The organism is Mesonia maritima (genome assembly GCF_042433895.1).
Classification (GTDB): Bacteria; Bacteroidota; Bacteroidia; order Flavobacteriales; family Flavobacteriaceae; genus Mesonia; species Mesonia maritima.
The window spans coordinates 861,939-883,461 of sequence record NZ_JBHLUA010000012.1; the positions used below are offsets into that span (position 1 = coordinate 861,939).

Sequence of the window (21,523 nt, forward strand, 5' to 3'; positions counted from 1 at the left end):
GTTTTTCCTAAGAAAAAAGTAAAACTCAAAAAAAGTTGTTGTGAAAAATATAAAAAGGGCAAACGCTGTAAACGCTGCCCTTTTTTGATATTTTTTGTAATTAATTTATTTAAATGCCGGAATTCCGGTAATGTCTGCACCAGTAATTAGTAAATGAATATCGTGTGTACCTTCATAAGTAATTACACTTTCTAAATTCATCATATGGCGCATAATACTGTATTCTCCAGTAATTCCCATTCCACCTAAAATTTGTCGTGCTTCACGAGCAATTTTTATCGCCATATCTACATTATTTCGTTTTGCCATCGAAATTTGTGCTGTAGTGGCTTTCCCTTCATTTTTTAATTGTCCTAAACGAAAGGCTAATAATTGCGCTTTGGTAATTTCAGTAATCATTTCAGCTAATTTTTTCTGCTGAAGTTGATATCCTGCAATTGGTTTATCAAATTGAATACGTTCTTTTGCATAACGTAAAGCCGTGTCATAGCAATCCATCGCAGCACCAATCGCACCCCAAGAAATTCCGTAACGAGCCGAATCTAAACAGCCAAGTGGCGCTCCGAGTCCACTTTTATTTGGAAGCAGATTTTCTTTTGGAACTTTTACATCTTGAAAAATTAATTCTCCGGTTGCCGAAGCTCTTAACGACCATTTATTATGCGTTTCAGGAGTAGTAAAACCTTCCATACCGCGTTCTACGATTAATCCGTGAATTCTTCCCTCTTCATTTTTTGCCCAAACTACGGCGATGTCACAAAAGGGCGAATTTGAAATCCACATTTTTGCTCCATTCAATACATAATGATCGCCTTTATCTTTAAAATTAGTGGTCATTCCGCCGGGATTCGATCCGTGATCAGGTTCGGTTAAGCCAAAACTTCCCATAAATTCGCCCGTCGCTAATTTTGGTAAATATTTTTTGCGTTGTTCTTCGGTTCCGTATTTCCAAATAGGATACATTACTAAAGAAGATTGTACAGAGGCTGTAGAGCGAACCCCGCTATCGCCACGTTCAATTTCTTGCATAATTAATCCATAAGAAATTTGGTCGAGTCCGGCACCGCCATATTCTTCAGGAATATAAGGCCCGAATGCACCAATTTCTGCTAAACCTTTAATTATAGATTTAGGAAATTCAGCTTTTTGTGCCGCATCTTCAATAATTGGGGAAATTTCACGTTTTACCCAATCGCGCGCAGCATTGCGAACCATGAGGTGTTCTTCGTTTAAGAGATCGTCTATATTATAATAATCCGGGGCTTGAAATAAGTCGGTTTTCATTAAGTGTTGTTTTTCAAATTCAAAAGTAAAGTTACAGAAAGCGGCTTGAGAATCAAATTCTTTTTAGGAGTTTTAATAAATGTATTTTGTCTATAAAAAAACACACTTAAACGAAATGAGAAAGAAATAAAATGATTTACTTTAGATATTTCTTAATTTAATATTAACAACCTTAAAATAATTTAATATGTTTTCCCCAAAAACAATTAAAGATAAACAACTAAGGAAAGAATTTCTTAGTGAACTTAGAGAAAGTTATTGCAAAAACTCAAATTATCCTGGCTTTATGGCGATGATAGATACACTTTCTATGTTTAAAATGAACAATAACATTAAAAAACTACCGAATAGCCAAGTTAATTTACTTACCGGAAGTTTTATAGCCGATGTTTTAATTGATGGCGCATACCGCTTAGTATTTGGTTGTCGAAAAGAATCTTTTATTGAGTTTACAACTGCTGAAGGAAAAACTTTTCAGCTTACAGATGAAGAATTTCAACAAAAATGGAGCGGTTTGGTAATTGATTTAAGCAAATCGAAAAAACCGGGATTTATTCAGAAAGTTTATAACGATTTAACGGCTATTTTTTAAAGATTGAGATAGAAGTCGCGGACTAAAGCTTGGTATTCCTCGGTATAAATGTTGCGTTCTTTTTCTAATACTAAAGTTGAGCTTTTTGACTCTTGCTTTTTCTTTCCTAATTGCAGTAAACTTCTTTTAATTGGAGAGGTTTCATTTCCTTTAATGTGGGTAATTTGTTGTGGAAATAAGTTATGTTTTTTAGCTTCTTTTAGGAATTTTTCTTCGTGTTGATGTGGAATAATAATCGCTAATATTCCGTTGTTTGCTAACAGTTTTGCACTACTTTTTAATAATTCTTCAGTTGGTAGTGAATCAGTAAAGCGAGCTTTGTTTCGTTGCGTATCTGGAGTTTGATAATTCTCTTCGTGAAATGGCGGGTTGCTAATAATTACATCATATGTTTCATCAATTTCCTCTACAAATTCTTCCAAACTGGCGTGATAACAAAATAAGCGGTCATTCCAAATGCTTTCTTCAAAATTTTCTACGCATTGTTCGTATGCATTTTCATCAATCTCTATAGCATCAATAAGTTCTGCTGAAGAGCGTTGTGCCATCATTAAGGCTATAACTCCGGTTCCTGCCCCAATATCAAGAATGGAATTTGGTTTTCCTTCAAGCGAAGTCCAAGCACCAAGCAAAACACCGTCGGTGCCAATTTTCATCGCACAACGATCTTGCTGAATGGAAAATTCTTTAAAATGGAAAGGTTTTGCCATAAGGAAATTGTAATAAAGAAAATTAGTGAAATTTCAGGTAAGAAGTTGCGAAAAATAATTGATGGCTAAAGGTACATTTCAATTAATCCTTCAGGAACGTTGGTAAAAATTTTTTTATTTTCTTTTTCAAGATGATCAATAAAATCATCATTCACAGGAATTAAAACTTGTTTATCCTGATGTTCTATTTCAAATAAAGCTTGGGGGGAAGAATCATTAATTCCGGTAATTTTACCCACTTTTCCAAAAGAGAGATCAATTACTTCGAAACCTATAATTTCATGAAAATAAAATTGATTTTCGCCAAGCGGCGGAAGTTCAGATAAAGGAAGGTAAACTTCACACTTTAAAAGATCGTCAGCATCTTCTTCATTTTCGACGTCTTCAAATTTAACTCGTAATAATTCACTTCGTTGAAGCGAGCTTTTTTCAATAAAAAATGGAACCAAATTTTTGTTATAATCAACAAAAACTGATTCCATTTCTAAATAATGTTCAGGATCGTCGGTATCTAATTTGATAAGCAACTCTCCTTTAAAGCTGAATTTACTAACGATTTTACCAAGATAGAAACAATCTTCTTTGCGCATCGTTAGAAAAATTTAATTAGTTAGACTTTTTGTCTTCTGCTTTAGCTTCGTCTGCAGTTTCAGTATCTACTTCTTTTTCAGCATTCGCTTCTGGTTCACCTTCTTCGGTTACCGCAGCAGCTTCTGCTTCTTGTTGTGCAGCTTTATATTCAGCTTCACGTTTAGCGTTTACTTCTTTTTCAGCAGCTAGAGCTTTTGCTCTTTCTTCTTCTTCAGCTTTGCTAAGGTTTTCACGCTTAGCGTTAATTTTAGATTCTTTTTCTTCTAACCAAGCTTTAAATTTTTCCTCGGCTTGTTCTTCGGTTAATGCTCCTTTACGAACACCTCCGGCCAAGTGATTTTTCATTAAAGCGCCTTTATAAGAAAGAATGTTACGAGCCGTATCTGTTGGCTGCGCTCCATTTTGTAACCACTTTACTGAACTATCCACATCAAGTTGAATAGTAGCAGGATTGGTAGTTGGATTGTAAATTCCTAATTTCTCTAAGAATTTACCATCTCTTTTTGCACGCGCATCTGCGGCAACAATCCAGAAAAAAGGTTTTCCTTTTTTACCGTGTCTTTGTAATCTAATTTTTACAGGCATAATAAATTAAATTTTGGGGTTCCCGACCCCGATTATTAATAAGTCTGCAAAGATAGTATATATTTTTTTATCTATAATAAAAAGATTATTATTTTTTCTTTTACATTTGTAATGGAAAAAATAGTGAAGATATCCCGAAACTTATGAAAAAAATTTTTCTTTTAGCTCTTGTAGCAATATCAACCCTAGGAAGTTGTAGTGATGAAATTGAAACCAATGCGCCAAGTATTCAAGGTGAAGTAAATGGTGAATTTTTTAGAACCAAAAATACCTCTGCAACAATAAATGACGACGGATCGGTTTCTTTTACTGGTGCAACAGATTCTGAAACCATAACTTTAAAAACTTCTTCAGTAGAGATAGGCTCGTATACTTTAGGTAGCGGTAGCGCTAATGAAGCAACTTTTCAAACCTTAGAAGGAAATTTCTATACTACGGGAGTTAATGGAATGGGCCAAATTCAAATCACTAAAATTCAACAAGGGAAACTTTCTGGAGAGTTTTATTTTGATGCAGTTCAAGATACCGAAGAGGATACGTTAAATTTCAATAAAGGTTTCTTTTTTGAAATTCCTTTAACCAATCCAGGCGCTATAAATGTTGGTGCAACTTGTGTGGAAGCGCAAGCAACTTCAGCAGAAGCAAAGCAAGCTTACGAAGACGCAGACCCAAATGATTCCGGCAATTTTGAAGCTGCTTGTTTAGCTTACCAAAATGCCTTGGAAGATGAAATTGAAGCTTGTGGCGATGACGATGGAAGCTTGCAAGCAATTCTTGATGGATTAGATTGCCCTGGAAATAATGCACAGGGAAATATTACGGTAACCGCAGGAAACTTACCAATCGACTTCGATGAAGTAAGCGTAGTATTAGATACAGGAGTTTATAAAATAACTGGCGAAACCTCTGCACCAAATGATTATACTATTTATTTTGAAATAGATGAAAACGCTACTGGAGCAGATATGATACAAAATTTTGAAATTAAACTTACTTCGGTTTATACACCATCAGGTGCGCCGACTCCATTTACAAGTGATGTAACTACAAATACAAGTGGAAGTTTAATGGCAACTTTCTATGGAACAGTTTCAAATAACGATGGAGGCGATTTAGAGCTAACCAACGGAACATTCGACCTAACATTCTAAAAGAAAAATATCTTATATAAAAAGACTTCAGTTTTTTACTGAAGTCTTTTTATTTCACACAATAAAGTATTTAGTGGCACGTTTTTTAAAAATTGACCTCTTTTGCCCCAAATTTTAGAGGTGTTGCAAAAACCATCTAGATTTTTCTAGATGGTTTTTTTTGTTGATAACTTTGCTTTCTAAAACTCTTATCTTTTTCTAATTTTAGACGTTCTATTCTGCTATAAAAATAAAACCTATGTACCTAATTTTCGATACCGAAACTACCGGATTACCAAAGCGTTGGGATGCGCCAATCAGCGATTCTGAAAATTGGCCCAGAGCTATACAAATCGCCTGGCAGTTGCATGACGAAATGGGTCGTTTAATTGAGCACGAAGATTTTCTCATAAAACCTGAAGGCTTTAATATTCCGTATGATGCTGAAAGAATTCATGGAATTTCTACAGAATTAGCAGAACAAGAAGGAATTTCTTTAGCCGAAGGATTACAAAGATTTAAAGAAGCTTTAGCGAAAACCAAATTTATTGTCGGGCAAAATGTTGGTTTTGATATCAATATAATGGGTGCCGAATTCTATCGAGAATCCGTTGAAAATCAGCTTTCAGAATTACCAGTTCTAGATACGTGTACCGAAAAAACTGCGCAATTATGTCAAATTCCCGGTGGTAGAGGAGGAAAATTTAAATTACCAACCTTAACAGAATTACACGAAAAATTATTTAACGAACCTTTTGCTGAAGCGCATAATGCCACAGCCGATGTAGAGGCAACCACACGCTGTTTTTTAGAATTAATTCGTCAACGCATTTTTACCGCTGAAGAATTAGACGTTTCTCCCGATTATTTTGAAAATTTTTCGGAAGAAAATCCACAGCCCATTCAACTTATCGGCTTAAAACATATCAATCTTAAGAAAGCTTCCGATAAAATTCGTGCGCAATTAGCCAAAAAAACACCCGAGCAAGATATTTCCGAAGAAGAAATTCAGGAAAATATAGAAGTTCTAGAAGAACAAGAATTTGCGCATTTACATAATCATAGTCAATTTTCAATACTACAATCAACCATTAGCGTTCCCGATCTGGTAAAAATAGCTGCAAAAGAAAAAATGCCGGCAGTTGCTCTAACCGATCATGCGAATATGATGGGTGCTTTTCATTTTGTTACAGAAGTTAGCAAATACAATAAAAGTCTTGCTGAACGTAAAAAAGAAGCTGAAGATAACGGAGAAAATTTTTCAGAGAAACCACTAACTCCAATTCTTGGATGCGAATTTTTTGTTTGTGAAAATCATACCGATAAATCTAGAAAAGACAACGGATACCAAATTGTATTACTTGCAAAAAATAAAAAAGGCTACCATAATTTAGCGAAGATGTCTTCCATCGCTTATACCAACGGATTTTATTACGTTCCCAGAATCGATAAAGAAGTCATTCAAAAATATAAAGAAGACATTATTGTGCTTTCCGGAAATTTGTACGGAGAAATACCGAGTAAAATTTTAAATGTCGGAGAAAACCAAGCAGAAGAAGCACTTTTGTGGTGGAAAGAAACCTTTCAAGACGATTTTTATATTGAATTAATGCGTCACGGTCAAGAAGATGAAGATCGAGTAAATGAAGCCTTAGTCCGGTTAGCAAAAACGTACGATGTAAAAATAATTGCCAGTAACAATACATATTATGCTACCAAAGAAGATGCGAATGCGCATGATATTTTATTGTGTATAAAAGACGGTGAAAAGCAATCTACGCCAATCGGTAGAGGTAGAGGTTATCGCTACGGTTTGCCAAATCAAGAATATTACTTTAAATCTTCAGATGAAATGAAAGGCTTGTTTAAGGACTTGCCCGAAGCTATTTCTAATATTCAGGAAATAGTAAATAAAGTTGAACCTTTTGAACTTGCTAGAGATGTTTTGTTACCAGCATTTACAATTCCTGAAGAATTTAAAAATGAAGAAGATGAAAAAGATGGCGGAAAACGAGGCGAAAATGCTTATCTAAAACATTTAACCTTTAAAGGAGCAGAAGAACGCTACGGCGAAATAACTGATGCGATTGCTGAACGTTTAAATTTCGAACTTTCCGTTATCGAAAATACAGGATATCCGGGGTATTTCTTAATTGTAGAAGATTTTATTCGCGAAGCTCGAAATATGGATGTTTCCGTAGGGCCGGGTCGAGGTTCGGCAGCGGGAAGTGCGGTAGCCTATTGCTTAAAAATCACCAATATTGACCCTATAAAATACGATTTGCTTTTTGAGCGTTTTCTAAATCCCGATCGTGTTAGTATGCCCGATATCGATATCGATTTCGATGATGAAGGAAGAAGTCGGGTAATGGATTATGTAATTCAAAAATATGGGGCAAATCAAGTAGCGCAAATTATTACTTACGGAACAATGGCGGCAAAATCTTCTATTCGAGATACCGCCAGAGTATTGGATTTGCCTCTAAATGAAGCCGATCGTATCGCGAAGTTGATTCCCGATATGTCGAAATTGCATAAAATTTTCGCCTTAGACGAAAAAGGAATCAAAGCAAAATTCAGAAGTGAAGAAGTAGATAAAGTTAATGAATTACTGAATATTTCAGAAGGAGACGATTTAGAAGCGCAAACCGTAAACCAAGCTCGAATTCTCGAAGGTTCGGTAAGAAATACCGGAATTCACGCTTGCGGTGTAATTATTACACCAAGTGATATCACTAATTACGTTCCGGTCTCGGTGGCGAAAGATTCAGATTTGTACGTTACGCAATTTGATAACTCGGTAGTAGAAAACGCCGGATTATTAAAAATGGACTTTTTGGGCTTAAAAACATTAACGCTCATAAAAGATACCGTGAAAATTGTAAAAGGAAGACACGATATCGACTTAGACCCTGAAAGTTTTCCACTTGATGATGAAAAAACATACGAACTTTTCCAGCGCGGCGAAACGGTTGGTATTTTTCAGTATGAATCGCCAGGAATGCAAAAACATATGCAGGCGTTAAAACCGACTGTTTTTGAAGATTTAATTGCCATGAATGCTTTGTACAGACCGGGACCCATGGAGTATATTCCTAGTTTTATCGCTAGAAAACACGGGAAAGAAGAAATCACTTATGATCTTGAAGATATGGAAGAATATCTTCAGGAAACTTACGGAATCACCGTTTACCAAGAGCAAGTAATGCTGCTTTCTCAGAAATTAGCAGGTTTCTCTAAAGGTGAAGCCGATATGCTGCGAAAAGCGATGGGGAAAAAGATTTTTGCTTTATTGGAAACTTTAAAACCAAAATTTTTAAATGGAGGAGAAGCTAAAGGACATGCAAGGGAAACTCTAGAGAAAATTTGGAAAGATTGGGAAGCGTTTGCGAGTTATGCTTTTAATAAATCACATTCTACCTGTTATGCTTGGATTGCTTACCAAACTGCCTATTTAAAAGCCCATTATCCGGCAGAATATATGGCAGCAGTATTATCTAATAATATGAATAATATTAAGAACGTTACATTTTTTATGGAAGAATGTAAACGGATGAAATTACCGGTACTGGGACCCGACGTAAACGAATCGTACTATAAATTTTCGGTAAATAAGAATAACGCGGTTCGCTTTGGAATGGGAGCGATTAAAGGAGTTGGTGGCGGCGCGGTTCGTACTATTGTAGAACACCGAAAAAAAGACGGCCATTACCGTTCTATTTTTGATATGGCAAAACGTATCGATTTACGAGCAGCTAATAAAAAAGCTTTTGAGAATTTAGCATTAGCAGGCGGTTTCGATAGTTTTCAGCCAACACATAGAGCACAATATTTTCACGAAGAAGGCGACGGAATTACTTTTCTAGAAAAGGTTATAAAATTTGCTTCTAAATTTCAGGAGAGTCAAAATTCTTCGCAAGTTAGTTTGTTTGGTGAAGCGAGCGAAGTGCAAATTCCGGAGCCGCAAGTTCCGCCTTGTGATGAATGGGCAACAATGGAAAAACTTCGTAAAGAACGCGAAGTGGTTGGGATTTATATTTCCGGTCATCCGCTAGACGATTTTAAAGCGGAAATGAAATATTTTTGCAACAGCACGTTAGCAGATTTTAGTCAGTTAGAAAATCATTTAAATAAAGAATTGTCTTTAGGTGGTGTAATTAGTGATGTTCAACATCGGGTTAGTAAAACTGGAAAAGGTTGGGCAATTTTTACGGTGGAAGATTATAATGAATCGTATGATTTTAAAATTTTTGGCGAAGATTATCTAAAACATCGCCACTTTTTAATGCCGAATAATTTTATTCATATGAAAGTCTTTGTAAAAGAAGGCTGGACAAATAAAGAAACCGGTAGAAAAAGTGATCCACGGATTCAGTTTAATTCGTTTAAGCAGTTGCAAGATGTGATGGAAACCTATGCTAAAAAATTGACTATTCAGCTGGATATTGATGATTTACAGGATAAGCATATTGATGGTTTGCAGGATTTATTTAGAATTCATCCCGGCGATCATATGCTGAATTTTGTAGTGTATGAATTAAAAGATCGTATAAAACTTCATATGCCGAGTAGAAAACAAAAAGTGAAAATTTCTCAAGAACTTTTGGATGAATTAGAAAGTCAGCAATTGCATTACAAGGTAAGTTAATTTTGCGTTAGGGATAGAAGCGGTTACCCTGCAGGACTGAAAGGACGAAGCGTAAAAGCGGATAGCCCGACCGAAGCAGCGCGAAGGAAACGCCCGTATAAAGTAAGTCGATTTTTATATAGGTTAATGCAATATAAATGGCTACTCACAACTAAAAAATTTTATCTATTTTTGTGATATTAAAAAACTAAAAATTATGGCATTAGAAATAACAGACGCAACATTTGAAGAGCAAGTGTTAAATAGTGATAAACCGGTATTGGTAGATTTTTGGGCTGCTTGGTGCGGACCTTGTAGAATGGTTGGACCGATTATTGACGAAATTAGTAAGGAATATGATGGGAAAGCGGTAGTTGGTAAGCTAGATGTAGACGCAAACCAAGAATTTGCTGCAAAATATGGTGTTAGAAATATTCCTACCGTGTTAATTTTTAATGATGGAGAATTGGTAGGGCGTCAAGTTGGAGTTTCTCCTAAAGACGCTTATACAAAAGCAATCGACGAATTGCTATAAAATATTTTTAAACTGAATAACTTGAAGGTTTGGCGTTCGCGTCAAACCTTTTTTTATTTTAGTACCTTTAACGTTGGTTTTAGAATTTTGAAAAATGAAGTTAAGAGAAGAAGTAAATAAAAGCGATGGTTTTACAAATATTGAGCATCTGGCGCAAAATGTAGTTGAAGGTTTAATTTCTGGTTTGCATAAAAGTCCGTTTCACGGGTTTTCTGCAGAATTCGCCGAGCATAAAAGTTACAATAATGGTGAAAGTACCAAGCATATCGATTGGAAATTATATGCGAAAACCGATAAATTATATACCAAACGCTATGAGGAAGAAACTAATTTGCGTTGTCACATTATTGTAGATAATTCTTCGTCGATGCATTATCCTGAACTTCAAAAACAATCCATAGATAACTTGAATAAAATTGGATTTACCGCTTTAGCTGCTGCCTCGCTTATGCAAATTTTAAAGAAACAGCGCGATGCGGTAGGAATAAGTATTTACAGCGATAAATATGATTATTACGCACCTGAAAAGGGAAGCGAACGTCATCACCAAATGATTTTGAAAAAATTGGAAGATGTTGTACGTAATTCACCTAAACGACAAACTACTGAAACCTACACGTTTTTACACCAAATTGCTGAAAAAATAAAGCGGCGTTCGTTAATCTTTTTATTTACCGATATGTTTCAAGCTTCAGAAGAGGAAGATCGTTTAATTGAAGCTCTACGACATTTAAAATACAATAAACATGAAATGGTTCTCTTTCATACCTATGATAGTAAACGAGAACTTAATTTCAATTTTGAAAATACCCCCAAACGCTACATTGATGTGGAAACCGGCGAAAGTATAAACCTATACGCCGATAATGTGAAAGAGAATTATCAAAAAGAGATAAAAAAATACTTTGCAGAACTTAAAATGCGTTGCATGCAATATGGTATTAAGTACGTGCCGGTAGATATTCACGAGAATTTCAATAAAATTTTAACTACTTATTTAATTGAACGTCAAAAGTTTGTGTAAAGGTGAAAAAAATACTTGAAAAAAAGCGAAAAAAATATTTGTGGAAACTATAAACTCTTGTATATTTGCCCTCGCAATTACGCAACGGTCTGGTAGTTCAGTTGGTTAGAATGCCTGCCTGTCACGCAGGAGGTCGCGAGTTCGAGTCTCGTCCAGACCGCAAAATAAAAAAGCTTCAATTGTAAAATTGAGGCTTTTTTTACGAAGTTGTGTTGTGTGTCAAGCCAAGCTTGGCATAAGGTTTAAGTAGGTTAAACCGGTGAAGAGCTTTTCCTGTAAGAGGGAGAGGCTTTTTTTATTTGTGCGGCAAACGTGCGGCAATTTTAAATAATTCGACCTCAAATTCATTTAAGAAATCAGAAAATATAACTAGTAAAGACTAGTTTGTTTAAAAGTAAATTATCAAAGTTTGGAATAAGAGGAGTAAAAAAAAAGAGAATATATTGGAAATGGTAAAAACAGTAAATTATTAATACAAGTTTTACCTAATCTATTTACTTGAATATTAGTTTTCAATTTCCCCGAAAAGATCCTTCAAAGAAATAGAAAAATACTTACAGATTTCTGCAAGCGTACTAACTGTGATATTGGACCTGTTAGCTTCAATTCTGGCAATGTGGATGCCGAGATCATTATAGACATCTTCTTGGGTTAGCCCTTTTTCATTTCGTAATGCTTTAATCTTTAAAGCAATTTTTTCAAGTAGCTCAATATTTTTAATACGTTCTCCCATTGATTTGGGAAAATGGAAATTTTTATTAATATTTGTAATGACAAAAAAGTCATTTATATGAAGAGAATTTTTATACCCGTCTTTTTGTGCGCTTGCTTTTTACTAAACGCTCAAAACACTGAAGAACTACAAAACGAAATTGAATATTTACAGGAGATTAACTCCACTTGCAAGCTCTTAAATGTCAATGGAGATATAGAAATAGTTAACAGCAATGATGATTTAGATTTTAAAATTATTTCTTTAACCGGGTCTACAGATTCACAAACTATCACGCTCAAGTTTTTAATAAAACACGAACTTATAAATAAAGAGTTTGATCTTCATGTGGGCTCTGGAAAACCCATAGCATATAATGTTCTAGGGGAAGGAATTGAATTTAAATCGGCCACTTTCCCTAATTCTCCGAACCAGATTCATAGGGGAGTGATGAGCGTAAAAGTACCGACTAGCGTGCCAGTTCAAGGGCAAATTGAATTTCAAAATGTTCTTCCCGGTACCACTCAATTATCCTATATAGAATTGAATTATTATTTACTGAATTTAAGAGGAAATAGAGATCGAGAAACATATAAAATCGAAATTAGAAACATATCTGTGGATTGGAATTAATAATTAAAATAACATAGCGTCTTATTTTGAATTGATTCCGGAATATCGCCAGTATTTAATCATTAAATTCAAGATAGATAGCTTACAAAATGGCGTGGGCTGTGCTTGTTTAGTGATAGGTGTCTGGCGATACCTCTGGAATTAGCAAGTTCAGTTCCACGCTTTTTAAATAATAAATCCTTAAAATCGCCAGCATGAGCACATTACTTTATATCCTAAAATTTAAAAAACATACAAAAATAAAAATCGGAGTCACTACCAACCTTATTTATCGAATATCTCAAATCGAAAAAAAGACCGGATTTAATGTTGATTATTATCAATCTAGGATAGTCACCAATTCTAGTAAAAGAAAAATTACATTATTAGAAAGAAATCTTTTAGAAATTACCCTAGATTTTAAGTATCATTTCAACAAAGATTTTGATTTTGCAGGAAAGCAGGAGTTCAGGCAAGACAATTGCCTTAATTTAATCTTACAATATATAAGTGATCAGAAAGATTATGGAATGAAATATAAAATTTACAAAGGAATTGATACTTGTGGGTTTTATAATCATAAGCTCCCTAAAGTTTATTTTCCTATAGATTTTACCTTAAAATCACTTTCTCGTGTACTCGCAGAAGATCTTGTTGAGTATTGCAACGAAAACGATTTAAATGCAGTAGAAATATATAATCAGGCTATATACGAATACGCAGTCAGAAATGGTTTTGATCGGAAAGATAAACCAATCCAAGATTATCAGCATTTTTTTAAAATATAAAGCATTCATTCCACTTGCTTAATGAAGCATAAAAAAGAATTGATCATCTTTCTTTTTTGATTAGTTTAGGTAACCCTATGAAAATAATCTAAAGAGCTAGAAAAGGTTCTTCAAAATTGTAAATTACCTTTTCCTTCGCTTTTTCAATAAACTGGTCGGTATTAATTTCAATAGGATCACGCCCCTGGACGTGTTTGCTTTCTTCTTCAATCCTACTTATTTTTTCTAAACATTCATCGATAAAACACTTTTGATGAAAGCTCTTCATTGATTCATATTCACACTCTATTTCCTGTTCCAATTCACTTCGGGAATATTTTTCTTTATATTCAGATAAATTGATCATTAAGCTTAATACACCGGCTGCGGCACACCGACCAAGTTCACTGTTGGTGTTCCACTTGGGATGAGTGCTATTTAAATAACTTAAAATATACCGGTAAAGATCTGTACCGGCATATTCTTCTAATTGGTAATAATCTTCGTGTTCTTCATAATTGTCAAGATATTCGCGGTATAACCAATCTATTTCTGCATCTGTAAACATAGCTAACTAATTTTTTGTCAAGGTAAAACTTTTGAATAGTACGGCAAATAAATAACGCTATTATGTAAAATAAAATTACCAGTTCTCGATATAAATGAGAGCTTTCTCATACCAGCTATGTTTATTTTCAGCTTCTACTAAACGATTTTTTAATTTATTTTGCTTTTCCTCAGAAGAATGATGATAAAGTTGTTCATATGCTATTTGATACTTACCATTTATACTTGCTTGCTCAATAAATTTAAAACCATAAAACACGATGATAGTAGTAATAGAAATTGAGTATAAAATATTTTTTAAATTCTTTTTTGAATCTCTATCAAAAATAGTTTCTCTAGTATAGCGTACCTTACTTGGTATTTCAGGTATATTTGCAATATGTTGTTGAAGAGAATTTTTTAGCTTTTTATGCTTCTCAAAATTAGTCTCTTGTAATTCTAAAAGTTCCTCATAAAAATTTTGGTCATTTATAACATTTTCATTGTATTTTTTTAGTTGATTGTTTAATTCCTTGACGTCGACACCTTTAAAAGAGTCACTTACTTCCTGCATAATCGCATCATTTTGATGTAAACGTTGTATTAACAACTCTACATTTTTATCTATCCTGTTTATTGATTTATCCATAAGTTTAATTTCTGTACTGTTTGATTTCTTTTTCAATTTGATTTATTGATCTGTATACATTTCTTTCTAGTTCCAGTTCGATTTTTAAAATCATAATATCACAAATAGCCTTATGATAACCGTTCAATGACCTCATATCGTCTTTAAAAAAATTACACGGAAAAGTTGGATGGACGTGTTCAACGTACCTCAGCTTTCTTTTATCTGCCGCGGTAAGGTCATACTGCACCTTAACTTTTCGTATCAATTCATCTAACGTAAAATCAGAACGGAGATAATTCTCTCCAAATTTTCTTTCTAAATAAACGATTATTGCCTTTCGAGCAGAAATCCTTAATTTTTTTGGAAGTATTTTTTTTAAATATATTATTCGAATAGCTTCCCCATGAGCCTCAAACATTTCATTGAAAGAATAACAGACCGATTCATTATTTAATGTTCGTGACATTGTTTTTCTAAGCTCGTCTTCTTCTTTTTGTTTTTGAATTTCTGTTTTCATGAATTATAATTTTGGTCCTTTATTTTGATTTAATTTTTGAGTCATCCCATTTTGGATAATTGCTTGAGTAGCATTAGCATATAAATTTAAGTTCTTTCTATATAAATTGGGTCTTTCTTGTAGCTCCAACCCTACCATTAACTCTTGTAAGTAGGTGGATTTATAATTAAATCTTTTTCGAAATAGTTCAATTAAAAAAAGTGATTCTTCGTCCGAAATTTTGGTATGATACTCATCACAATTATTATACGATTCGAAATAATGAGTAGTGAAATTTCTTTTTCTATTTTTCCCTTCTTGTAGAAATGAAGACACATCTTTATCATTTATTTGCCTAAATACTGTATGCGATAAATATCTACTTAAATAATTACCAAATTGGAATCGTCTAATTCCTGTTATAGGATCTATAAGTAATTCATCAACTACCGCTTGATAGGTTTCACTTTTACCTCTTTGAGAGAAAGGATTATTTTCATTTTTTAGACTCTCTAAAAGAACTTCCTCATAATCTGAAGAATGATCTAATACTTGGTAGAAGAAATGAAGACAAGCGATATCGAAGTGAGTTAACTCATTCCTTTCCCATAATGTAACTCCATTCCAAATCATATCTTGAGCACCCATAAAAGAAAGGATAGACTTAATTTTTTGAGGACCAAAAGGTCCTGTTGGCCGTATGGAATCGAGATGAAGAATTTTAGGTTTTTCTTTAGGATTAAATTTAATTTTTGGGATGTAATTTTTCATTTTAACAACTATTTTGTTTATAATTTTTTAGCAATAATATGTTTAAGTTTTACTTTAATACACATATTATTAATATTTGAATGTCAATTAATTGTATTTTATTCAAACATATAAATAAATGTTAATTTTAAAAAAAAATCTTTAATATTTTTTTGAAATTAAGCTGAATAAGATTGTTGAAGCCTTGGTATAGCTTTTCTCACGAATATTTTAAAAACCCAAATGTTAGGGAATTGAAATTTACAATTCCCTAACATTTGTTCTTCACTATTACTTGCTCCTACATTTGACATCAGTTAACATTAAATTATTTTGAATTATGAAACCTAAATTAATGCTTGTTACGGAAAAAGGAATGCAGGAATTTATACCACTCACACGGTATGAAGAATTACAAATGCGATTTGAAAAATTATCGAGCGAAGAAAAAACGCAAAAAGAGGAAAAGGAAAAACTTTACACTATGTCACGAGTTTTAAAAATTTTTAAAACCAGTCGACCTACCATTTACGCGTGGGAGAAAAAGGGAATTTTACATCCTATTCGAATCGAAGGTCGGGTTTACTTTAAAGCTGACGATGTCGATAAAATGATAGATTCAAAAAGGTGATTTATTTCCCTTTTGTTATTCAGAAGCAAATTCAGAAAACTTTTTTAAACTGAATTTTTAAAGAAGAAGATAGCACCTAAAATTACGATTTTAAAATCTCTTGAATAATCATTGATAAATTTTCCCTTTTAAAATTTTATGGACCTCTTTGGTAAAAGTTCTAATAAGAATTTTGTTTTCGAAAATGGACTTTATTTAAACAAAAAGGGAATAAACAAGCTTTTATAAAGCTTGGGCAACTTTTAGTTGCAGCAAGTGGTGTTTTTGCACTCCCTAACGTGAGTACAAAAACTAAGATTATTCGCTAACGCTCATACAAATGAAAAAAAATCATCGAATACAATTACGCCTGACGGCAATTGAAAAAACCGCCATTGAAATGAAAGCTAAAAAGTATGAAACCTCTATCACACAGGTAGTAATTTCAGCTACTTTAAACAAACCCATTCCTATCAAATGGGAGCCAGATGAACAAGCAGAAAAGCTAAAAAACGAACTTTCAATAATTGGAAGAAACCTTTGGATGCTGATTAAATATAAGAAGAAATTTCAGCTTTCTGAACAATTCAAAATTCAAGAAATAATTAATGAACTGTTACAGCTCGTACAGAAAATCAATCAGTATTATGATCGCAAAAGTGAAACTCAATCATAGCATTTCTGGCTTAATGAATTACCTTACTAATAAGAAACATTTAGTAATGGATAGCAATGAAGTCTTGCCAATTTCTACCCCTAAATACATTTCCAACGAATTTAAAAAAAGGCAATCTTTTAATTCAAGATGTAAAAAACAAAACTTTCATATCATTCTTTCATTTGGTAATAAGGACAAAATTCATAATGAAAAACTTGATACGATTTGTCGTGATTTTATAGAAAGTTTTTTTGAAGGAAAAGCTGAACAATGGATAGCTATTCGCCATCCCGACACGCAGAACCATAAACATATACATATTGCTCTCAATAGAATTACGAGAGATGGAAAAGCTTTGGGAACAACTCGTACGGGAATGCGTTCTCTGGAAACCTGTAGAAAATTGGAAAAAAAATATGGTTTGCAACAACTTTCAAATATCAAAGGGGAAAATAAAAATGAAATGAAAAGTGAATTGAAAACTCTTATAGAGCAAGCTTTACAGGATTGTATGGATTTGAAAAGTTTTAAAAGAAAGATGTCTGAAAAAAATTACAAAGTACTTACGGGGAGAGGAATCTCTTTTATAAATAAGACAAACGGAGCAAAAGTTAAAGGAAGCGCTATAGCGAGAGAATACAGTCTACAAGGTATTAAGGATCGGCTAAGTTTAAATCAGCAAAACATTTCAAACTCTTATTATCTAATTGAGCCCAGTAGGAGTTTAAAAGATCTAACAGAAACAGTTCTGGGGACTGCAGAAGAGCTTTTAACTTCTCAACAAACACAATATCACGAAGAACAAGAAGAATTAAACCGAAAAAAGAAAAAGAAAAAAAATAAACGTAAAGGAAAAACTCTCTAATATGGAAAAAGAAATCAAAAATATCGAACAAAAATTAAGTTTACTAATTGATTATTTGCAACAGGAAGAAAAGGAGAAAAAAGAATTGCTAAAGGATAATAAGGAATTAAACGAGATAACAGGTGAAATGAAAGAAGTCTCTCATAAGGTTTATGAAGATTTAGTAAATCACGTTGAAGTTTTGAAATCACACAGTATACTAATGAAAAGTCACCTCCAAGAAATGAATAATTATAATAGTAGTGTGGAGCATTATTTAAGTAAAATTCCCACAGAAATTGAATGTATAAGACATATTACACTCGACCCTCTTTCCTATAAAAGAGCTGTGTATCTTTTTTATATTATCCTTTTTAGTATAGTGGGAGTTATTCTTGGTTGGAGGCATATATGACTCAATAATTTTATTAGGATACTATCACATAAAGTGTTTGAAAAAATAACAGGGGTTGGATTTTATTTAGAGTCTAACCCTTTTTTCATAAATAGCACTCAGCTTGATTGTTTTTGATATATGAGTAAATACATAAAAAAGCTTGAGAAAACAACCTGCTATTTTCAATTCGTTGAAAAAGACCGCTTGCATGCCTATTTGAACTATGTCAAAGCGTAAACAAAAAAAAGAAATACCTCTTTTCTGTATAGAGTTCGGAAAACATATTAGAGCTTTAAGAAAAGAGAAAGGCTTAAGTATTGAGAGAATAGCATTTAAAGCTGATATCGACGCTCAAAATCTTAGAAAATACGAGTTAGGAAAACAAGAAATGAAAATTTCAATGATGAAAAGAATCGCTGATGCTTTTGAAATAAGCACATCTGAACTTTTGTCATTTGATAAATAACTTTTAAGAAAAAGTTGTAGTGATTTTTAGATGCTATTCTTACAATTTTAATATAAATTTCTTTTTAGTTAGTTATATAAATTTGATAGCAATATCTACTAGTTGTTGTTTGACTATTATGATATACGTGTTCATTTATAATTTTTAAAACAATATGGAATTAGGATATTTCAAAATACCTGGACACTCAACTAAAAGAAATTGGGCAGTATATATTTTTGTCGCAAAACCAAAAAAGAAGGATAAGCGAAACTATTTTTATGTAGGAAAAGTAGGAGATAATCGAGACGGTTGTAATCCTGTAATTTCGAGAGTAGGAAATCATTTTTCTTACAATAAAGTTCATTCTCAAATTAGAAATTCAATTTCCAATACAGAAAATTATGATTATGAATATTTTTATTGCCATTTCGATAAATATGATTCAAAAAAAGAATTGCGGATAAGAGATCGAGAAAAGATAAACGAACTTGAAAGAGAATTAAATAGAATTGTTCAGGTCAAATTGGATAAATCAAAATCTATTTTACTAAACCCTTATGTTGGTAATCATATTTCAAAAAAAGAGAAAGAACGTCGTGCTAAAATACTAACAACTGAAGAAAAAGCGATATTGCTAAAACTGTGCGAAAAAGCATTATAAATAATAGAGTGCAAAATCAAATTAGGCTTTGTAACCGCAAGAAGAAAAGAGAACAATACCAAAGTCACTAATATTATCTCTTGGGTTATAATTAGCCCGCAAAAAGATGTTATATAAAACCGTAATCGTTCAACTATATAATTTGTATATTAGAGTGCTAAAATAACTATAAGCATTATAAACTTAATAGCTAATCATATTTCATTTCCTTTTTATTTCTAATTATTATGAGAATTCAAAACATAAAAGTCCGCAATTTTAGACTACTATCAGATGTATCTATTAATTTAGAAAAAGATATTACCTTAGTTGTTGGTAGGAATAATACAGGAAAAACATCATTATTAGAAGTTATCAAAGTTTTTCTTTCTTCCGAAGATAAATTGTCTTTTGAAGATTTTTCTCAATCATCTTACAGTGAATTTAAAAGACTTTACTCCGAGTATAAAAAAACTCTAAATCCAGACATTTTAGAAAGAGAAAAAGAAAAGATAGAAAAAGCCATTCGAAAAGTTTTCCCAAAAATTCAATTACAAATCGAGTTTGAATATGATAAATTAAAAGATTCTCTAATTAATTTAAGTGAGTTCATTACAGATTTGGATGAAAGCAGAAATGATGGTTGTGTTTTACTTTCATTTGAATCTATTAATTCTATTGGTTTATTGGAAGCATTCCATAACCGAGAAGATAAAACAATAGATATCCTTAAGTATTTAAAAGATAATATAAAATCAAAATTTAAAGTAAAGTGCTTTGCCAAAGATATTAATTCCGAATATATACGTGAAATAGATATAGGTTTTAGAGAAAAGATTAAAAAAATAGTCTTATTTCAGGAGATAAAAGCAATGAGAATATTAGATGATAAAAAGTCTGATAGTAATAAAACTTTAGCGGTAGGTTTTTCAAAATATTATAACGAAAGAGACAGAACTGATGATAATGTTAAAGAAGTAGAGAATTCTTTGAAAGAGATTTCAAAGACATTAAAAGAAAAATATGATGCTGTTCTAGATAAAATTCTAAAGGATCTGCAAAGGTTTGGAGCTAAAACGCCAATTACGATTCCTAAAATTTCCATTGCTTCTGAATTTGACTCTGAATCGGTAATGAAAAATAATATTAAGTATTACTACAAACAAGAAGAAATAGACTTGCCAGAAAGCTATAACGGGCTAGGCTACAGCAACTTAATATTTATGGTTTTAGAATTGGCCAGTTTTATTGAACATTTTAGAAACTCAAACGAAGAGAAAGTTTCAGAATTTCTAACGGTTTTAATAGAAGAACCAGAAGCCCATATGCACCCTCAAATGCAGCAAGTATTTATAAGTCAAATCAAAGGTATTGTGAATGATGCTCAAAGAGATGGGATTTTTGTGCAACTAATTATTACCTCTCATTCATCTCATATATTATCGGAAGCTGGTATTGATAAAGAGAAAGGATTTAAACGTGTAAGATATTTCAATAGAGTTAATGACACAATTGTAGTTAAAGACTTTAATACTTTAGAATTAGCCGAGGAAAAAAAAACTGCTCGATTTCTGCGCCAGTATTTAACCTTGCATAAATCAGATTTATTCTTTTCTGATAAAGTTATAATTGTAGAAGGTACTACTGAAAGAATGTTATTACCGCAAATGATTAGAAAAGTAGTTCCTGATTTAGTAACAGAATATGTTAGCATATTAGAAGTAGGAGGTGCTTATACTCATAAATTTAAAGAAATACTAGAGTTCCTAAATTTAAAAACCTTAATAATCACAGATATTGATTCTATAGATAGTGTAAACGGAGAAAAATGTGCTGTAAATAGCGGAAAGAATGGAGAATTGACTTCTAATCAAACGCTAAAAAACTGGTTGCCAAAAAAGTCAACTATAACAGAATTAATTGAAACTACTGATAAAGATAAAATAGACTCTAGAATAATAAGGGTTGCATATCAAATAGAAGAGAATGGTAAAATAGGTAGAAGTTTAGAAGAAGCTTTTATAATTGCTAATCTAGATTTTCTTAAGACAAAAAAACCTCAACCTGATGATGCGAGCTTTAAACCAGCAAAAGAATTTTCTCTTTTTATGAGTAAAGGTTTGGATAAATTAGATACTGAAACAGCATATGATTTGGCACCTGTAACTTCAAGTGCTAAAACTAATTTTACTTTTGATTTAATGTCTTTTCCAGAAGATAAATATGGCAACTGGAATGTTCCCCAATATATTTCTGAAGGACTAATGTGGCTAGCAAAACCAATAAAGCTAGAAGAACCTGTTGAAGCAGTAATTTCTAATGAGGAGGAGTGAT

23 protein-coding genes and 1 tRNA gene are annotated in these 21,523 nt (G+C 32.6%); 15 read left to right on the forward strand and 9 right to left on the reverse strand.

Features of this window, described 5'->3' with window-relative positions; translation table 11 throughout:
• Window positions 1-105: 105 nt before the first annotated feature.
• On the reverse strand, window positions 106-1,284 hold the full coding sequence (locus tag ACFFGL_RS10845; RefSeq protein ID WP_309726121.1) for an acyl-CoA dehydrogenase family protein: 1,179 nt from the start codon (window positions 1,282-1,284) through the stop codon (window positions 106-108).
• 187 nt (window positions 1,285-1,471) lie between these two features.
• Between ACFFGL_RS10845 and ACFFGL_RS10850 the strand changes: the two genes are divergently transcribed.
• A complete protein-coding gene (locus ACFFGL_RS10850) occupies window positions 1,472-1,876 on the forward strand; it encodes a hypothetical protein (RefSeq protein ID WP_309726119.1) in 405 nt (134 codons plus the stop codon).
• Here the strand turns inward: ACFFGL_RS10850 and ACFFGL_RS10855 are convergent.
• From ACFFGL_RS10855 to ACFFGL_RS10865, 3 genes are all read right to left on the reverse strand, one after another.
• On the reverse strand, window positions 1,873-2,586 hold the full coding sequence (locus ACFFGL_RS10855; protein WP_309726117.1) for a tRNA1(Val) (adenine(37)-N6)-methyltransferase: 714 nt from the start codon (window positions 2,584-2,586) through the stop codon (window positions 1,873-1,875). The two genes, ACFFGL_RS10850 and ACFFGL_RS10855, sit on opposite strands and share 4 nt — an antisense overlap.
• A gap of 65 nt (window positions 2,587-2,651) precedes the next feature.
• Window positions 2,652-3,176 (reverse strand): ribosome maturation factor RimM, encoded by a 525-nt coding sequence (gene rimM / locus ACFFGL_RS10860; protein WP_309726114.1) that lies wholly within the window; start codon window positions 3,174-3,176, stop codon window positions 2,652-2,654.
• 16 nt (window positions 3,177-3,192) lie between these two features.
• Window positions 3,193-3,762, reverse strand: coding sequence for a 30S ribosomal protein S16 (locus tag ACFFGL_RS10865; protein WP_309726112.1), 570 nt, complete (start codon window positions 3,760-3,762; stop codon window positions 3,193-3,195).
• Window positions 3,763-3,905: 143 nt separating this feature from the next.
• Between ACFFGL_RS10865 and ACFFGL_RS10870 the strand changes: the two genes are divergently transcribed.
• The 5 genes from ACFFGL_RS10870 to ACFFGL_RS10890 all read left to right on the forward strand — a co-directional run bounded on the left by ACFFGL_RS10870 (window position 3,906) and on the right by ACFFGL_RS10890 (window position 11,238).
• The gene (locus ACFFGL_RS10870; RefSeq protein ID WP_309726110.1) at window positions 3,906-4,913 is read left to right on the forward strand and encodes a DUF6252 family protein; all 1,008 of its coding nucleotides are present in this window, start codon (window positions 3,906-3,908) and stop codon (window positions 4,911-4,913) included.
• 238 nt (window positions 4,914-5,151) lie between these two features.
• Window positions 5,152-9,540 (forward strand): DNA polymerase III subunit alpha, encoded by a 4,389-nt coding sequence (dnaE, locus tag ACFFGL_RS10875; RefSeq protein ID WP_309726107.1) that lies wholly within the window; start codon window positions 5,152-5,154, stop codon window positions 9,538-9,540.
• A 196-nt stretch (window positions 9,541-9,736) separates the two neighbouring features.
• Window positions 9,737-10,054 (forward strand): thioredoxin, encoded by a 318-nt coding sequence (trxA, locus tag ACFFGL_RS10880; protein WP_309726105.1) that lies wholly within the window; start codon window positions 9,737-9,739, stop codon window positions 10,052-10,054.
• 94 nt (window positions 10,055-10,148) lie between these two features.
• Window positions 10,149-11,078, forward strand: coding sequence for a DUF58 domain-containing protein (locus ACFFGL_RS10885; protein ID WP_309726103.1), 930 nt, complete (start codon window positions 10,149-10,151; stop codon window positions 11,076-11,078).
• Between the two features lie 86 nt (window positions 11,079-11,164).
• Window positions 11,165-11,238, forward strand: a tRNA-Asp gene (locus ACFFGL_RS10890).
• A gap of 345 nt (window positions 11,239-11,583) precedes the next feature.
• Here ACFFGL_RS10890 and ACFFGL_RS10895 read toward each other — a convergent pair.
• Complete coding sequence (locus ACFFGL_RS10895) at window positions 11,584-11,811, reverse strand: helix-turn-helix domain-containing protein (protein ID WP_309726101.1); 228 nt, start codon at window positions 11,809-11,811, stop codon at window positions 11,584-11,586.
• A gap of 57 nt (window positions 11,812-11,868) precedes the next feature.
• On the opposite strand from ACFFGL_RS10895, the gene ACFFGL_RS10900 reads away from it, so the two are divergent.
• Both ACFFGL_RS10900 and ACFFGL_RS10905 read left to right on the forward strand, forming a co-directional pair.
• Window positions 11,869-12,423 (forward strand): hypothetical protein, encoded by a 555-nt coding sequence (locus ACFFGL_RS10900; protein WP_309726100.1) that lies wholly within the window; start codon window positions 11,869-11,871, stop codon window positions 12,421-12,423.
• 194 nt (window positions 12,424-12,617) lie between these two features.
• Window positions 12,618-13,190, forward strand: coding sequence for a GIY-YIG nuclease family protein (locus ACFFGL_RS10905; RefSeq protein WP_309726098.1), 573 nt, complete (start codon window positions 12,618-12,620; stop codon window positions 13,188-13,190).
• 88 nt (window positions 13,191-13,278) lie between these two features.
• Here the strand turns inward: ACFFGL_RS10905 and ACFFGL_RS10910 are convergent, their stop codons facing one another.
• From ACFFGL_RS10910 to ACFFGL_RS10925, 4 genes are all read right to left on the reverse strand, one after another.
• A complete protein-coding gene (locus ACFFGL_RS10910; protein ID WP_309726096.1) occupies window positions 13,279-13,737 on the reverse strand; it encodes a hypothetical protein in 459 nt (152 codons plus the stop codon).
• A 75-nt stretch (window positions 13,738-13,812) separates the two neighbouring features.
• Window positions 13,813-14,364, reverse strand: coding sequence for a hypothetical protein (locus tag ACFFGL_RS10915; RefSeq protein ID WP_309726094.1), 552 nt, complete (start codon window positions 14,362-14,364; stop codon window positions 13,813-13,815).
• A 4-nt stretch (window positions 14,365-14,368) separates the two neighbouring features.
• Window positions 14,369-14,863: a hypothetical protein gene (locus tag ACFFGL_RS10920; RefSeq protein WP_309726092.1), complete on the reverse strand. Its 495-nt coding sequence runs from the start codon at window positions 14,861-14,863 to the stop codon at window positions 14,369-14,371.
• A gap of 3 nt (window positions 14,864-14,866) precedes the next feature.
• Window positions 14,867-15,613: a hypothetical protein gene (locus tag ACFFGL_RS10925; protein ID WP_309726090.1), complete on the reverse strand. Its 747-nt coding sequence runs from the start codon at window positions 15,611-15,613 to the stop codon at window positions 14,867-14,869.
• 319 nt (window positions 15,614-15,932) lie between these two features.
• Here ACFFGL_RS10925 and ACFFGL_RS10930 point away from each other — a divergent pair, with 319 nt between their 5' ends.
• The 7 genes from ACFFGL_RS10930 (at window position 15,933) to ACFFGL_RS10960 (ending at window position 21,522) form a co-directional block, all read left to right on the forward strand.
• On the forward strand, window positions 15,933-16,223 hold the full coding sequence (locus ACFFGL_RS10930) for a helix-turn-helix domain-containing protein (RefSeq protein ID WP_309726088.1): 291 nt from the start codon (window positions 15,933-15,935) through the stop codon (window positions 16,221-16,223).
• A gap of 319 nt (window positions 16,224-16,542) precedes the next feature.
• Window positions 16,543-16,878: a plasmid mobilization protein gene (locus ACFFGL_RS10935; RefSeq protein ID WP_309726086.1), complete on the forward strand. Its 336-nt coding sequence runs from the start codon at window positions 16,543-16,545 to the stop codon at window positions 16,876-16,878.
• Window positions 16,850-17,725, forward strand: a complete 876-nt coding sequence (locus ACFFGL_RS10940) for a relaxase/mobilization nuclease domain-containing protein (RefSeq protein WP_309726084.1) — start codon at window positions 16,850-16,852, stop codon at window positions 17,723-17,725. The genes ACFFGL_RS10935 and ACFFGL_RS10940 overlap by 29 nt, the downstream gene beginning before the upstream one ends.
• A gap of 1 nt (window position 17,726) precedes the next feature.
• Complete coding sequence (locus tag ACFFGL_RS10945) at window positions 17,727-18,119, forward strand: hypothetical protein (protein WP_309726082.1); 393 nt, start codon at window positions 17,727-17,729, stop codon at window positions 18,117-18,119.
• A 205-nt stretch (window positions 18,120-18,324) separates the two neighbouring features.
• Window positions 18,325-18,567, forward strand: a complete 243-nt coding sequence (locus ACFFGL_RS10950) for a helix-turn-helix domain-containing protein (protein WP_309726080.1) — start codon at window positions 18,325-18,327, stop codon at window positions 18,565-18,567.
• Between the two features lie 154 nt (window positions 18,568-18,721).
• Window positions 18,722-19,210, forward strand: a complete 489-nt coding sequence (locus ACFFGL_RS10955; RefSeq protein WP_309726078.1) for a hypothetical protein — start codon at window positions 18,722-18,724, stop codon at window positions 19,208-19,210.
• A 227-nt stretch (window positions 19,211-19,437) separates the two neighbouring features.
• Window positions 19,438-21,522 carry an ATP-dependent nuclease gene (locus ACFFGL_RS10960; protein ID WP_309726076.1) on the forward strand — a complete coding sequence of 695 codons (2,085 nt, stop codon included), beginning with the start codon at window positions 19,438-19,440 and terminating at the stop codon, window positions 21,520-21,522.
• The last annotated feature ends 1 nt before the right edge of the window (window position 21,523 follow it).